General features: G+C 38.9%; 13 protein-coding genes and 2 pseudogenes. 7 read left to right on the top strand and 8 right to left on the bottom strand.

Translation table 11 applies throughout. The annotated features are described in order from the left end of the window. Nucleotides 1–36: 36 nt before the first annotated feature. Nucleotides 37–507 (top strand): nickel-responsive transcriptional regulator NikR, encoded by a 471-nt coding sequence (gene nikR / locus XJ32_RS08880; RefSeq protein WP_077389169.1) that lies wholly within the window; start codon nucleotides 37–39, stop codon nucleotides 505–507. Nucleotides 508–723: 216 nt separating this feature from the next. Here the strand turns inward: nikR and XJ32_RS08875 are convergent, their stop codons facing one another. The 5 genes and pseudogenes from XJ32_RS08875 to petA all read right to left on the bottom strand — a co-directional run bounded on the left by XJ32_RS08875 (nucleotide 724) and on the right by petA (nucleotide 4749). Then, nucleotides 724–1461 carry a non-canonical purine NTP pyrophosphatase gene (locus XJ32_RS08875; protein ID WP_077389167.1) on the bottom strand — a complete coding sequence of 246 codons (738 nt, stop codon included), beginning with the start codon at nucleotides 1459–1461 and terminating at the stop codon, nucleotides 724–726. 496 nt (nucleotides 1462–1957) lie between these two features. After that, nucleotides 1958–2053 (bottom strand): annotated as a pseudogene (locus tag XJ32_RS13435) (cytochrome c1); the annotation flags it as partial. A gap of 459 nt (nucleotides 2054–2512) precedes the next feature. Beyond that, nucleotides 2513–2908 (bottom strand): annotated as a pseudogene (locus tag XJ32_RS13430) (c-type cytochrome); the annotation flags it as partial. Nucleotides 2909–2991: 83 nt separating this feature from the next. Further along, nucleotides 2992–4224, bottom strand: a complete 1233-nt coding sequence (locus tag XJ32_RS08865; RefSeq protein WP_077389163.1) for a cytochrome b — start codon at nucleotides 4222–4224, stop codon at nucleotides 2992–2994. Between the two features lie 9 nt (nucleotides 4225–4233). Further along, nucleotides 4234–4749 (bottom strand): ubiquinol-cytochrome c reductase iron-sulfur subunit, encoded by a 516-nt coding sequence (gene petA, locus XJ32_RS08860; RefSeq protein ID WP_005217860.1) that lies wholly within the window; start codon nucleotides 4747–4749, stop codon nucleotides 4234–4236. A gap of 197 nt (nucleotides 4750–4946) precedes the next feature. Between petA and XJ32_RS08855 the strand changes: the two genes are divergently transcribed. Further along, complete coding sequence (locus tag XJ32_RS08855; protein WP_077389161.1) at nucleotides 4947–5708, top strand: NAD+ synthase; 762 nt, start codon at nucleotides 4947–4949, stop codon at nucleotides 5706–5708. 112 nt (nucleotides 5709–5820) lie between these two features. Here the strand turns inward: XJ32_RS08855 and XJ32_RS08850 are convergent, their stop codons facing one another. The 3 genes from XJ32_RS08850 to obgE form a co-directional block, all read right to left on the bottom strand. Beyond that, the gene (locus XJ32_RS08850; RefSeq protein ID WP_077389159.1) at nucleotides 5821–6396 is read right to left on the bottom strand and encodes a toxin-antitoxin system YwqK family antitoxin; all 576 of its coding nucleotides are present in this window, start codon (nucleotides 6394–6396) and stop codon (nucleotides 5821–5823) included. Then, nucleotides 6371–6931, bottom strand: coding sequence for a toxin-antitoxin system YwqK family antitoxin (locus XJ32_RS08845; protein WP_077389157.1), 561 nt, complete (start codon nucleotides 6929–6931; stop codon nucleotides 6371–6373). The genes XJ32_RS08850 and XJ32_RS08845 overlap by 26 nt, the downstream gene beginning before the upstream one ends. Before the next feature lie 161 nt (nucleotides 6932–7092). Continuing rightward, nucleotides 7093–8322 carry a GTPase ObgE gene (gene obgE / locus XJ32_RS08840; protein WP_077389155.1) on the bottom strand — a complete coding sequence of 410 codons (1230 nt, stop codon included), beginning with the start codon at nucleotides 8320–8322 and terminating at the stop codon, nucleotides 7093–7095. 548 nt (nucleotides 8323–8870) lie between these two features. Between obgE and XJ32_RS08830 the strand changes: the two genes are divergently transcribed. The 5 genes from XJ32_RS08830 to prpD all read left to right on the top strand — a co-directional run bounded on the left by XJ32_RS08830 (nucleotide 8871) and on the right by prpD (nucleotide 14745). Continuing rightward, nucleotides 8871–10784 (top strand): propionyl-CoA synthetase, encoded by a 1914-nt coding sequence (locus XJ32_RS08830; protein ID WP_077389151.1) that lies wholly within the window; start codon nucleotides 8871–8873, stop codon nucleotides 10782–10784. Then, nucleotides 10781–11656, top strand: a complete 876-nt coding sequence (prpB, locus tag XJ32_RS08825) for a methylisocitrate lyase (RefSeq protein ID WP_077389149.1) — start codon at nucleotides 10781–10783, stop codon at nucleotides 11654–11656. The genes XJ32_RS08830 and prpB overlap by 4 nt, the downstream gene beginning before the upstream one ends. Nucleotides 11657–11686: 30 nt before the next feature. After that, nucleotides 11687–12841 carry a bifunctional 2-methylcitrate synthase/citrate synthase gene (gene prpC, locus XJ32_RS08820; RefSeq protein ID WP_077389147.1) on the top strand — a complete coding sequence of 385 codons (1155 nt, stop codon included), beginning with the start codon at nucleotides 11687–11689 and terminating at the stop codon, nucleotides 12839–12841. A gap of 330 nt (nucleotides 12842–13171) precedes the next feature. After that, nucleotides 13172–13294, top strand: coding sequence for a hypothetical protein (locus XJ32_RS13230; protein ID WP_258554202.1), 123 nt, complete (start codon nucleotides 13172–13174; stop codon nucleotides 13292–13294). Continuing rightward, entirely contained in the window at nucleotides 13291–14745 is a 1455-nt protein-coding gene (gene prpD / locus XJ32_RS08815) for a 2-methylcitrate dehydratase (protein WP_077389145.1), read from the top strand. The genes XJ32_RS13230 and prpD overlap by 4 nt, the downstream gene beginning before the upstream one ends. Nucleotides 14746–14777: the final 32 nt, after the last annotated feature.

Below are 14777 nucleotides of genomic sequence, written 5' to 3'. Positions count from 1 at the left end.
TTTTATAAACTAGATTCTAAATAAAATGAGATAGATATGCGACAAGTAAAGAGTGAAAAAACACAAGAAAATAAAGATTCAATTATTCGTTTTTCTGTATCCCTACCATCTGGGTTGCTTGATGAGCTTGATAGTAAGATTACGCAAAATGGCTATACTTCGCGTTCAGAACTTATCCGCGATATGATACGCGAAAAGCTAGTCGATGAAAAATGGGATAAGGGCGAGAGTGAGGGGACAAAAGAGCATTTAGGCGTGTTGGTGCTGATTTATGATCACCATCAAAGAGGGCTAAATCAAAAAAAGAATGAAATAGAACATAATAATCATTTAGTGCAAATTGTCTGCACAACGCATGTGCATGTCGATCATCATAATTGCCTTGAAACCATTATCCTTAAAGGCAAGAAAGAAGATATTGAAAAGCTATGCATAGAGATTGGTGGATTACTTGGGGTTAAATTTGCAAAACTCACACGCACTGCAAGTTTTATAGAGCAAATGTAGTTTTTGTGTTGTGTATCTTTGTTTGCGATTCTGTATTTAAAGAGATAGCATATTATGGAGATATAGAAGTCTTGGAATAATAACATAAAACTAATCGAGATTCCATAAAGTTGTATCCCAGCATATCACAACCCATTGTTAAAATATGCAACTAGAATTCAGAAAATATACATTAGATTCCATAGCCTACTCAAAGATTAAGACAAAACTTTTAATCTACTGAAAACATGCCAAAAATGCTTTTAATAAGGATTGTATAGCTTGTCCGCGGTGTGAAATCTTTGTTTTTTGTTCTAATGGGAGTGTGGCAAGGGAGTGTTGCAAAGATTCTAAAATTGTTATTTTGTTATTAGTGTTATTGGTAGGCAATGTGAAGTCAAGCATTAGAATCTCATCTTGTGAGAAATCTCTATAAAACATAGAATCATATCCAAATCCATGCGTTCCGCTCTCTTTAATCGCTACAATGCCATGACATTGTCCGCTGACAACATTTTGTATATTTTTTTGCTTTGCTTCATCGTGTATAATGTAGGCAATGCTGCATTGAAAATAGGCTTTGCTACCCCAGATTCCATGCTCTTTTAATGCAGCTTTTAGGGCTTCTCTATTATCCGCATCACTTGAGTTTCCACATTCTGTATTGCCATTTTGCATATGTGCATATCGTGCAGAAAATATACCGGGCAACCCTTGTAGTGCTTCTATGCATAGTCCGCTATCATCAGCGATAACAATGTAGTGTTGGGGTATATTTGCATGTGTTTGTAGTATGTGATAGAGTGCTTCTGCTTTAATCATTGCGTTTGCTTCAAATGTCTCTCCGCACTCAATAGGATCAAAGTCTAATATACCCAAATCGTTTGGGGTTAGAATCTCTGTGTTTAAGGCATGTTTAAATTCTTGTTGTTTATGCTTATTATTTGTAGCTAATATTACATAGGGGATATTCATAGGGTTTTCCTTGCTAAGGCTATTATAGCCTTAGACTTAAGTAGGGATTAGTTGGATAGAATCTTAATTAGTGTAAGTCTCTCCAAATCTTGCTTTTCCACATATATGCAAGGGCTGAGAGTAATACAAAGAAGCCAATGATCCACAATCCAAGAGAATCTCTTTGAGCTTTTTTGCTATCGCCGATTGTCTCAAGGTAGTTTATAACTTGTGTTTCTGCCTCTTTTGTAAGACCTACTCTAGGCATTGCCTTACCTTGTGGCATTACGCCCATATCTTTTGCCATATTTGTGTAATCTTCAGCACTTTGCCATGAATCTTTCATAGAATTTTCAGGCAATTTAATACCATAATAAACTGCATCTCTAGCATTTATCTCTTTGATTTTTGCTTTTCTGTCATTCTCACTTAAATCAGCAGGCAATGCAGCTTTCTCTTCATCTTGCTTATTTTTTACCAATTTATTAATAATTGCTTGTTGAATGTCAATCAAAGGCACTTTTTGCGGATTATTAATAAATGCGGCTAACTCTGTGCGACCTTTTGCCCTAATCATCATGGATAAATCAGGTGGTGTATTGCCTAAATACGCCTTAATCATTTCAGAATCTGTTGCTGCATGAAGCCCTGCTTTATTAAAGCTAGATTCTAAAAGTGAAGCGTTAAGCACACTTAAAGCACCACCAAAGTCTTCAAAAGTCTTCGCGTTGATAGCGTCATTTTCATCATTAAGCTGGTCTTCACTCATATCTTTCTTTTCTTTTGCCTTAGCCATACCAAGCAGGGCACTCATAAACGCTTTGTCTTCATCATTAAGAGATTCTATGAAATCTGCTTCTTCTTTGCCTTCACCTTGTTTAATAAGAGATTCTATCTTTGCGTTATGGTTAGCAAAAAACATAGAATCATATTGATTCTTATCATACACAGCGCTATGACACCTGCTACATGCTTCTACAAACACTTCTTTATCGCTCAAGCTTTTAGGTGCGATCGACTTAAGATAGGCTACAACATCAGCGATTTCAGTATCACTTATCGCACCATTAAACGCATTCATAGGATAAGATTCTTTACCTTCATTAGATGCGTCGCATTTCTCGAGCGCTTCATTCTCTAAGCCATCGCATGAAACTGCAAACTTAGATTCCAAGCGTGTAGCACGCACTGGGTCTTTAATAAAATGTGCTAGATAAGTAGAATCATAAATAAGCCCTGCATTTGATAAATCAGGGGGCAATACACCGCCTTCGCCTACTAGCTGTAAAGTCTTTGGATTTCTTATATTAAGATCTGCATCTGGTTGTGAATTAAGAGTATGACAGCTCGTACATTGTGCTGCAAATACACTTTTACCATTCTCAACATTACCATTTGCTACATCTATATTACCAAGCTTTTCTAAATCTTTAAAAGCATAATCACTAGCCGCAGTGGGCGGGTGCATTGCATGGTGTGCTAAAGGCTCAACGCCATAATACATAACGCCTATAATAAAGGCAACTATAATAAATATCTTAAACTCTCTCATTATTCACCGCCTTTTTTATTTTCTGCCATAGTTACCATAGGCAATACGATAAAAAGCAACACAAGGAAGCTAACAGAGGCAACTAAGCCAATGTATTTTGCATTACCATCTGGTGGCAACTTCCCATATACAGTAAGCACTATCAAGTCAATGATAAGTAAGATAAAGAATATAAGGAATCCGGGTCGCTTATGTGCAGGTTTTACAACATTACTTCTATCAAGCCAAGGAAGTAGCAAGAATACAACTTGTGCGATACCAAAGAATACTAAGCCAAGATTCGCACTAAAGAAGATACCACGCAATACTTCATAACTCCATAAGAAATACCACTCTGGATAAATGTGGGCTGGTGTTGCCAACTGATTTGCACGCTCAAAGTTAATGGGATCCATAGCAAAATCAAAATGATAACAAGCTAGGGCAAAGAATAGAATCATAAATAGCGATATGATAAAAATATCCTTACATAAGAAATCAGGCCAAAAGCGGATAACCTTAGCTTCTTTCTTATTTCCTGCCATGTATTTTTCTGCTTCTGCTTCAAAGTCGATTTCTTCACCCTCTTGATTATTAACATGCGGTTTTCTCAACGCATAAAAGTGCATAGCAATAGCACCCATAATAACTACTGGCAATAAAAACACATGTAGCATAAAGAATCTTGTAAGTGTAGAATCTGCTACGACATAGTTACCACGCACCCATTCTACAACATCGCTACCAATTAAAGGGATACCACCAAAAAGATTTGTAATAACCGCAGCCGCCCAATAGCTCATCTGTCCCCATGGAAGCATATAGCCACTAAACGCTTCAGCAGAAAAGATAACAAAAAGCACCATACCGCTAATCCAAATCATCTCACGACCATTCTTATAAGAGCCATAATAAATAGCCACAAACATGTGAATGTAGATAATCACAAATACCATACTAGCCGCAACAGCATGGATATGTCGCCATAGCCAGCCAAATGCAACTTCCTGCATAATCGTATAATTTACAGAATCATAGGCAAGATTTTCATCAGGCTTATAATACATAAGCAAGAAGATTCCACTTACAACAAGCATGGTAAAAAGTGCGGTTAAAACCACACCCATAGCCCATAGCCAGTTAATATTTTTTGGAATCCAATATTTTGTCATCATTACTTCAATAAGCTTATTAGTCCCAAGTCTTTGGTCAAACCAATCAGCTAGATTTTTCGCTTTTTTTACTTGTGCCATACATTCTCCTTACGCATTACCTGAAGCTTTTAGCATTGCTTCATACTCTGTGCCACTCTCACCTAATATTAAAGTCGTATCGCCTTTAATCGCAAAAGGAGGAATGTCAAAAGGTCTAGGTGGTGGTGTCCCCTCGATATTCACACCATCACCGGTAAATTGTCCGCCATGGCATGGGCAATGAAAAAGATTCTCATTAGCTTTCCAGTTTGGAATACAGCCCAAATGCGTGCAAATCTTAATACCTATGCAATAATACTCACCAGCTAACTCAAAATCTCTAGCAGGTGAAATCTCATCGCCAGACTTCTTTTTCATAATATATACAGGCTTACCACGCCATTGTGTATCGCGTATCTCACCCTCTTGCATACCCGCAACATCAACGGTGGTAAAACCAGCTGAAACTACGCTAGGTAATGGATCCCAAGTTTTTTTCATAGCAACAAGTGCAGCGATAGCACCAGCACCAGCTACACCGCCAAGTGCCATGCCAAGGAAATCTCGCCTTTTCACATCAGCCATTATCTTCTCCTTCAAAGAAATAAACAAATCTCAAATTCTTGCCTTTGCGTAGAAAAAACGCAAAAAAACTCTAATATTCTAATAAAAAAACACTTAAAGCAATATTATATTCGCATACTTATTTGAGAAAAATTGTTAAAATGGCGTATTTCTTAACTTAAAATCATTTTCATTATTTATTACAATAAAGGATTTACATGCAAAAGCTTACACAAAAGACTCTAGATTCTATATTCACATTTTTACAAAATGAAGTTAGCAATCGTGGCTTTAAGCAAGTAGTTATTGGGCTTAGTGGTGGTATTGATAGTGCGGTTGTTACGCTTTTATGTCATAAGGCTTTGTGTGGTAATACTAAGGCTTTGCTTATGCCCTCAACAAGTTCTAGCAAGGAAAGCATTGAAGATTCTATACTTTTGTGTGAATCTTTTAAGATAGATTATGCCATTTTGCCAATTAAAGATTTTGATTCTCTTTTTTGTAATCTTTATAAGGATCACACAAGGCTATCTCGTGGTAATTTCTGCTCTAGAATGCGTATGGCAACACTCTATCACATCGCACAAATGGAGCAAAGATTAGTCATAGGCACAAGCAATAAGACAGAGATTATGCTAGGCTATGGCACGATATTTGGCGACTTAGCATGTGCGATAAATCCAATAGGCAATCTCTATAAAACACAAATCTATATGTTAGCAGAACTCTTAGAGATTCCAAGACAAATTATAGATAAAGCCCCAAGTGCTGACCTATATGCAGGACAAACAGATGAAAATGAGCTAGGATATAGCTATGATGAAATAGACCCATTCTTAGAATCTTATGAAAAAGTTAGGGGAGATATAACAAATCTCACACAATATAATAAAGACATGATTACTTCTTTACATAAACGCATACAAAATAATGCTTTTAAACAAAACATGCCTATGATTTTTAGGGATTTAGAGTATTGATATATGGCAGTTTTGTATTATAAAAACAATGCTAAAGCTATTTTGCTGGATATTTTATCATCGCAATTCATTCTCATATATGGCATATGAGTGGCTAAATGGATTACAAGGTTTATTGACAAAGAGTGTGCCAATTATTTATTTCATCTTTTTCGATGTCGTTTTTAACTTTTGTTAAATGTGAGTTTGTAAGAGCTTTACCACTCATACATTTTCCATTTACAAGTTTTCCTTTTTGAGCGGTGATTTGCCATAAAAGTTTATGTTCTGTTACATATTTCCCTTGCACGAGTTTATTTTGAAGGGTATAGTATTTTATGATTCCATTTGCCTTATCATCTAAGAATGGAATCTCAGCCACTAATTTTCCATTTCCATAATACCATTTTTGTATTCCTTGTTTTTTACCATTTGAGTATGTGGTTGCTAATTGAATGTTGCCATTTTCATAGTATTGCTTACTACTTCCATGAAGCCTACCATTTTTCCATGCTGCTTCCCACCAAAGCATACCATTTTCATAATACCATTTTTCTACGCCCTCCCTCTTATCATTTTTATATGGTCTTTCTGTTTCAAGATTACCATTTTCATAATACCGCCTTGATATACCTTCAATTTTTCCATTCTTATATGGCATTTCCCCTTCTACTTTTCCATTCTCAATAATATCTCTTATAAATACCATCAATATTCATATTACCATTTTTATATGGTGTTTGTGTTTTAATATTACCATTTTCATAATAATCTTTTTCTATGCCTTCTTTCTTACCATTTTTATATGGGATTAACTCGTAACTACCATTATAGCTATATATCTCTTTATACATACAACCCTGCATTCTCTCTTCTTCTGTTATACAAGTTTGTGTTTCTTTTTCTGTGTTGATTTCGTTATTTGTAGAATTGCTTATGGAATCATTTATAGAATCTTTTGTTTCACCACTTTTATTTGAATCTGTGGTTTCACTATCGCTATGACACATTTCGCTAACACCCGCTTTACATGCGTAGTAGTCGCCATTGCTTGAATCATGTATATTATAATAAAGTTTAGATAAAGTATTACATGCCTCTTTGTTTCCATTATCACAAAGCTTTGTTAAAAGTGTGTCATATCTTTTTAAACAACTCTCACCATAATCACACATTATCGCATCACTTGCTACATCAGCATAGCTAAATATAGCTAGACTTAAAAATATTACTACTCTTTTCATATCAGTCCCTTTAAAATTAGAATCTTTCAAATCTTGTTGTAATAATCTTACTAAATAAGACTAAGGCAACAAGATTCTATTGCAATCGACAGGAATTATATTATAAATTTTAGATTCTATTATGCCATATCTGCTTTACAACCCACACAAGATGACTAGCTTTACCCAATCCCCTGTAATGCAAAGTAAAGCAAAGTTTTTAGAGATTCTAAATTACAATGCGTAGCACTTGATATAGGCAGAATGAAAAGCGGGGGTTTTAGTGATGAGTTGCCTTTGCCTTTTTCATTATTGATACAATTTTCTTCTTTGCTTGTATCATCTTTTATAGAATCCATAGAGATTCCATTCTCTATAAAGTCAAGCAGTGGTTGTGAAATATAGGCTTTTGTTTGCAATTGTAAGTTTTCGTGTTGTTTAAAAGAAAAGTCGCAAAAACTCTCATATAACTCCACATCGCTTTTTGTAAAAGCTATCGCATAATATCTATTTGCAAGTTTTGGAGCGTAACATAAAAGCTCGTTGTAAAGCACACTAAATTGATTTAGCAAAGACTTATGTGCTAAGTCCCGTGTGGCAAATAAAGATTCTATATCAGAATCTTGTGGCATTGTTGTATCAATATCTTGTGCCATATTCATAGTAAAATATGAAGAATCAAGCATAAATAGTAATAGCTTTGTGCGTTCTATATGTTGTAAAAATTGTAAGCCAAGCCCTTTGCCTGTGCTAGCCCCCTGTATTAATCCCGGAATATCAGCGATAACAAATGAATGCAAATCGTCAATATCCACTACACCTAGATTTGGGATAAGCGTAGTAAAGGCATAATCAGCGATTTTTGGTCGTGCGTTTGTGATTGTGGAAATAAGGCTTGATTTGCCAACATTTGGGAATCCAACAAGGGCTATATCAGCGATTAATTTTAGTTCTAAACGCACTTGCAAGGATATGCCCGGTAGTCCTTTTTGTGCATAAGTTGGGCGTTGATTACTCGCATTTTTAAAGTGTGTATTGCCAAGCCCACCTTTACCGCCACTAAGTAATTTTACTTTCTCTCCATCTATGAGTAAATCAAGCAGTATTTCATTATTTTCTTCATTAATTATTTGTGTGCCGGGTGGGACTTTAATGACTATGTCTTTACCCTTTTTTCCATTGCAATTTTTACCCATACCGGGCATTCCATTCCCAGCTAAAAACTTTTTGTGTCCGCGAAATTTTGCAAGTGTAGTTGTGTTTTTATCCACTAAAAAATACACATCACCACCACGACCACCATCGCCACCATCAGGACCGCCTTGAATGACAAATTTTTCTCTTCTAAAGCTAACCGCACCAGCCCCACCATGTCCAGATCCAATAAAAATTGATACACTATCAACAAACATAAGTATTCCTTTTTTCTATATTGTTACAATATGTTACTATAAAATTTTACCTTTTATCACATAAAATTATATCCATTTTATATGTATCATTTGCAATGACAAATAAGGTTGTAGCGGTAATTTATCGCAATTTTCTTACAATATCTCTCATGGATAATTTTTAACAAATAAAAAATTTTATACAAAATAAAAAGCAATTATTGACAAAAATGTTAAAAATTAGATAAATTAGAATAAAGGCATAAAAAAGCAATAAAGTTATGAAAGTAGGAATATAAAGGACAGATATGTGTTGCATTTGTGTTTTAGATAGTATTTTTTGTAGAAAAATATTCAATACTTTAAGTAGAGCTTCTAATTTTAACCCACTTTATATTATAAAAATTTGTATCATAACTTTTTTATTACAAAATTCTTTCTCGCAAAATAAATTTTCTGTTAATCACCATTTTTCTTTACATAAAATATTTTTATTTGATAAGAATCAGTTTGTAGCCATGCTATCAAATCTGCGTAAAAACCTTTCATCTTACTTAAAGGAGATATAGATGTCGGTATATGAAGAAGTGTATAAACAATCCATTGAAAATCCAGAAGCCTTCTGGGCAGAAGCTGCTAAAAAAGTGCATTGGTATCACGAATGGGATAAGGTGCTTGATGTTGTGAATGATCATTATCGGTGGTTTGTCGGTGGGTGTATGAATACCTGCTACAACGCCCTTGATTTGCATATAGAAAATGGCAGAGGTGATCAAGTGGCTTTGCATTACGACTCGCCTGTAACGGACACAAAAAAGTCTTACACCTATAAAGAATTACGCAAAAGAGTGGCAAAAACCGCTGGAATCTTAGTCAATAAAGGCGTGGTAAAAGGCGATAGAGTGCTTATCTATATGCCTATGATTCCAGAAGCAGTGATTGCAATGCTTGCTTGTGCTAGGATTGGGGCGATTCATAGCGTGGTCTTTGGTGGATTTGCCGCACACGAGTTGGCAGCTAGGATTGAGGATGCAAAGCCACGCGTTATTATGAGTGCTTCTTGTGGTATTGAAGTCTCTCGCGTGATTAAGTATAAGCCAACACTTGATGAAGCGATAAAAAGCTCTAGCCATAAGCCTACCACTTGTCTTATTTGGCAACGCCCACAAGAGAGGGCGAATATGCTACCTTGGCGTGATGTGGATTGGGCAAGTGAAGAGGAAAAAACAGATCCTGTTGAGTGTGTGCCTGTTGATGCGACTGATCCGCTTTATGTGCTTTATACTTCTGGCACGACTGGTAAGCCAAAGGGCGTTATCCGCAGTAATGGCGGGCATTCTGTGGCGATGAAGTGGTCAATGGATAATATCTATAACGCAAAGCCCGGCGATGTATTTTGGGCGGCAAGTGATGTAGGCTGGGTTGTAGGGCATAGCTATATTGTCTATGGCACTTTGATGAATGGCTGCACGACTATTGTATATGAAGGAAAGCCGGTTAAAACGCCAAATCCGGGAGCATTCTGGCGAGTGGTGCAAGAGTATAAAGTCAATATTTTGTTCTCCGCACCAACGGCATTTAGAGCGATTAAAAAAGAAGATTCTAAAGGTGAATGGCTGAAAAAATATGATATTAGCTCACTTAAGGCAGTCTTTGTCGCTGGAGAGAGATGCGATAGCGATACGCTAAAATGGATTGAAAAGCTTGTTAAAAAGCCAGTGATTGATCACTGGTGGCAGACAGAAACCGGCTGGGCAATCGCGGCAAATCCGCTAGGATTAGAGCAAATGCCTGTAAAGCCCGGCTCTCCCACAAAGCCAATGCCCGGATTTAATCTCAAAGTCCTAGATGAAGAAGGTAAAGAGTGCAAGGCTGGTAAGCTAGGCAATCTTGTGATTAAGCTGCCCTTGCCCCCTGCGTGTCTAATGGGAATCTGGGGCGATGATACAAGGTATAAAAACTCCTATCTTAATCACTATCCGGGCTACTATCTCACCGGCGATAGTGGCTACATTGACAAAGATGGCTATGTGTTTGTAATGGGGCGAATGGATGGCGTTATCAATGTCGCAGGACACAGACTATCAACTGGCGGTATGGAAGAAGCCATTGCTAAGCACCCAGATATTGCAGAATGTGCGGTAATTGGCGTAAATAATGAGTTAAAGGGCGAGATCCCACTAGCCTTTGTCGTGCTAAAAGATGGGCTGGAAAGAGATACACAGAGCTTATGCGAAGGCATTGTGCAGCTTGTGAGAGAAGAGATTGGTGCGGTGGCTTCATTGCATATTGTAGCGGTAGTAGCACGACTACCAAAGACTAGAAGTGGTAAAATCCTGCGCGGCACAATGCGTGATATTGCTGATGGCAATGAATGGAAAATACCTAGCACGATTGAAGATTCTAGTGTGCTGCCAGAGATTGAGAAAGCATTGGCAAATCTTGGCTATCCAAAATCTAAAACCATAAAGGAGGCAAAATGAAAACAGCAGGACAAAAATTTAGAGAAGCATTAAAGGAAAATAATCCTTTGCAAATCATAGGTGTGATTAACGCCTACTCTGCTATACAGGCACAAAAAAGCGGCGCAAAGGCTCTTTACTTAAGCGGTGGGGCATTAGCGGCGATGAGTTTAGGTGTGCCTGATCTTGGCATTAGCTCACTAGAAGATGTCTGCATTGATGTGCGCCGCATTACAGCAGTGAGTGATTTGCCCTTGCTTGTAGATGCGGACACTGGCTGGGGTGGGGCATTTAACATCGCTAGGACGATTAAAGACTTAACGCGAAGTGGAGCAGCGGGCTGCCACATAGAAGACCAAGTCGCGCAAAAACGCTGCGGACACCGCCCAAATAAAGAGCTTGTAAGCAAAGAAGAGATGTGTGATAGGATAAAAGCGGCGATGGACGCAAAAATAGATTCTAGTTTTGTGGTAATGGCAAGGACTGATGCCCACGCAAGTGAGGGGCAAAACGCAGCGATTGATAGGGCGTTAGCTTATGTAGAAGCAGGGGCGGATATGATATTTGCTGAGGCAATCCACACGCTAGAAGAGTATAAGCAATTTACTGATGTGATAAAAGTGCCAGTGCTAGCAAATATCACAGAGTTTGGCAAGACGCCTTATTTCACAAAAGATGAGCTAGCAAATGTAGGAATCTCTATGGTGCTTTACCCCCTATCAGCAGCAAGGGCGATGAATAAGGCGGCATTAGCGGTTTTCAAAGATATTATCAACAATGGCTCACAGAAAAATAGCATAGATTCTATGCAAACACGCGATGAGCTGTATGAAATGCTTGGCTACCACGAGTATGAGCAAAAGCTCGATACACTCTTTAAAAGCAAAAAATAACCACACTAAATCTAAAGAAAAGGATAGAAAATGGCAGCACCAACGGAAAAAGTGGCAAAAAAAGTCGGCGGCTTAGCAGGGATAAGCGCAGGAGAATCCGCTATCTGCACTTGTGGCACAGGACACGGGCTAAATTACAGAGGATATGATATTTATGATTTAGCCGAGCATTGTGAGTTTGAGGAAGTGGCATATTTGCTATTAAAAGAAAAGCTTCCTAATAAGGCAGAGCTAGAATCGTTCAAAAAGGAGCTAATAGCCGCACGAAGCTTACCAAAAGAGCTAAAAGAAGTGCTAAAGCTTCTGCCAAAAGACGCACACCCTATGGATATTATGCGGACAGCTTGTTCTACGCTTGGCTGCTTAGAGCCTGAAGAATATGATGTATTTAAAGCATCTTTTCCAAATCAGCAGAGAATTGGCACAAGGCTTTTAGGGATTTTCCCAAGTGTGCTGACTTTCTGGCATCATTATCACACAAGCGGCAAGGAGATAAGCACAGAATCTAAGCAAGATTCTATCGCCGGGTATTTCCTAGAATCCCTGCACCAAAAAGAGCCAAAAGAGCTATGGGTAAAGGCTATGCACGCTAGTCTAATCCTGTATGCAGAACACGAGTTTAACGCCTCTACATTTACCGCAAGGGTGATTACTGCGACAATGTCTGATGTGTATGCGGGAATCACAGGGGCGATTGGGGCGTTAAGGGGACCACTGCACGGCGGAGCGAATGAAGCGGCGATGGATTTGATAGAGGAGTTTAAAACACCAGAGCAAGCAACGCAGGGGATTTTAGACAAACTTGCTAGAAAAGATAAGATTATGGGCTTTGGACATCGCGTATATGTGGAGAAAGACCCACGAAATGTGGTGATTAAGGCGTGGAGTAAAAAATTGAGTGATGATGTGAAAGACACAAAGGGGCTATACCCCATAAGTGAAGCGATAGAAAAGGTAATGTGGGAGCAAAAGAAGCTTTTCCCTAATCTTGATTTTTATAGCGCAAGTGCGTATCACTTTATGGGGATTCCCACGCCGTATTTCACGCCGATTTTTATCTTTTCACGCACGGCAGGGTGGCTGGCACATATTTTTGAGCAAAGGGGGAATAATAAGTTAATTAGACCTAGTTCGCAATACACAGGACCAGAAAACAAAGCGTTTATCCCTATGGATAAGCGTTAATCTTTTGCGTGCTTTTGCGGGAGTCTGCGGCGTGGGCTTGCTCATTACCACTCAAGGTAAATCCCTTCGCCCACGCCTTGACAACCCACAAAATCATCACAAAATCTTTAACGCTTAGGAGTGCGGTTTTGCTACTTAGATGGTTTGTATTTTGCCGAGTGGGAATCTAACTATTTGGCTTGGCAATCAGTGGCGGTGAATCTAGAATCTAGATTCTAAAATAACATAAATAGCAGAGTTATTTGATTTGAAAATTTTCTGCTACGCCTTGATTTTGCGAGGAAAAATCGTGGTTTTTGCGTTAGACGGGTTTGACTTCGTCTGCACCAAGTGAGCCAACGAGAAGCTACCTTAAGCGGTAGTGCCGAAGTTGGCGAACGCAGAATCCGCGATTTTAACCGCAAAGGCAAGGCGGACATAATTTTTAACTTTACTACAAGGAGAACACAATGAGTGCCGATATGGGAACATTGGATACCAAACGACCGGAGTTTGATGAGCTGCTAACAAAAATTGCGCGCTATGCGTTGGAGTATAAAATTAACTCCCCTTTAGCCTATGATACAGCGAGATACTGCCTTATGGATACCATAGGCTGCGGACTTTTGGCATTAAACTTTCCAGCTTGCACAAAGCTTCTAGGACCTGTTGTTGAGGGCGCGGAGTTTCGCCCTTTGGGAGCAAAGATCCCGGGGACTAGCTATCAGCTAGAGCCAGAGCGAGCGGCGTTTAATGTAGGAGCAATGGTTAGGTGGCTTGATTTTAATGACACTTGGTTAGCTGCAGAGTGGGGACACCCAAGCGATAATCTAGGGGCGATTTGGGCGGTAGCTGACTATCTAAGCCGCAAAAATATTGCTGAAGGCAAAGAGCCTTTGAAAGTCAAAGATGTGCTAAGTGCGATGATTAAAGCTCACGAGATTCAAGGTGTGTTAGCGTTAGAAAACTGCTTTAACAAAGTGGGGCTAGACCACGTGCTGCTTGTTAGGATCGCTTCTACTGCTGTGGCGTGTGCTATGCTTGGTGGGAGCTTTGAAGAAGTGCGAAACGCAGTAAGCCACGCATTCATTGATGGCGGGGCGTTGCGGACATATCGCCACGCACCAAACACAGGCTCACGCAAAAGCTGGGCGGCAGGAGATGCAAGCTCAAGGGGCGTAAATCTAGCCTTGAAAGCCTTAAGCGGAGAAATGGGCTATCCAAGTGCGTTGAGTGCGGAGTTTTGGGGATTTGAAGATGTGAAAATGAAAGGCAAAAAGCTCACTATCCCGCAAGAATTTGGCAGCTATGTAATGGAAAATGTGCTGTTTAAAATCAGCTTCCCAGCGGAATTCCACGCGCAAACGGCGGTAGAATGCGCGTTGAAACTGCATAATGAAGTCAAAGACAGACTAGATTCTATTGAAAAAATTGTAATCACCACTCAAGAATCTGGACATAGAATCATTAACAAAGTCGGCGAGCTTGCAAACCCTGCTGATAGGGATCACTGCATTCAGTATATGGTGGCTGTGCCGCTTGTGTTTGGGCGACTAACCGCTGAAGATTATGAAGACTCTGTGGCGAGTGATACACGCATTGACGCCTTGCGGAATAAAATGGTAGTAGAAGTCGATGATCGCTATACACGCGAGTATTTAGAGGCGGATAAACGATCAATCGCTAATGCGGTGCAGATTTTCTACAAAGATGGCAGCAAGAGCGAAAAGGTGGAAGTAGAGTATCCTATCGGGCATAAACGCCGAAGAAGTGAGGGTATCCCTGTGTTAGTGGCGAAGTTTGAACGCAATATCGCCCTAAAACTTAGCCCCAAAAAATGCGAACAGATTAAGGCAGTGTGTGAAAATCAAGCCAAGCTAGAATCTATGGCGTTTAATGAATTTAGTGATTTATTTGCGTTGTAGTTTTTAGCTGTTTTAGCTGAAGTTAATAGCTA

Origin of the sequence: Helicobacter bilis (assembly GCF_001999985.1) — a bacterium.
GTDB lineage: Bacteria > Campylobacterota > Campylobacteria > Campylobacterales > Helicobacteraceae > Helicobacter_A > Helicobacter_A rappini.
The sequence above is the reverse complement of the archived record's forward strand: the minus strand, read 5'-3'. Positions and strand labels throughout refer to the sequence as shown.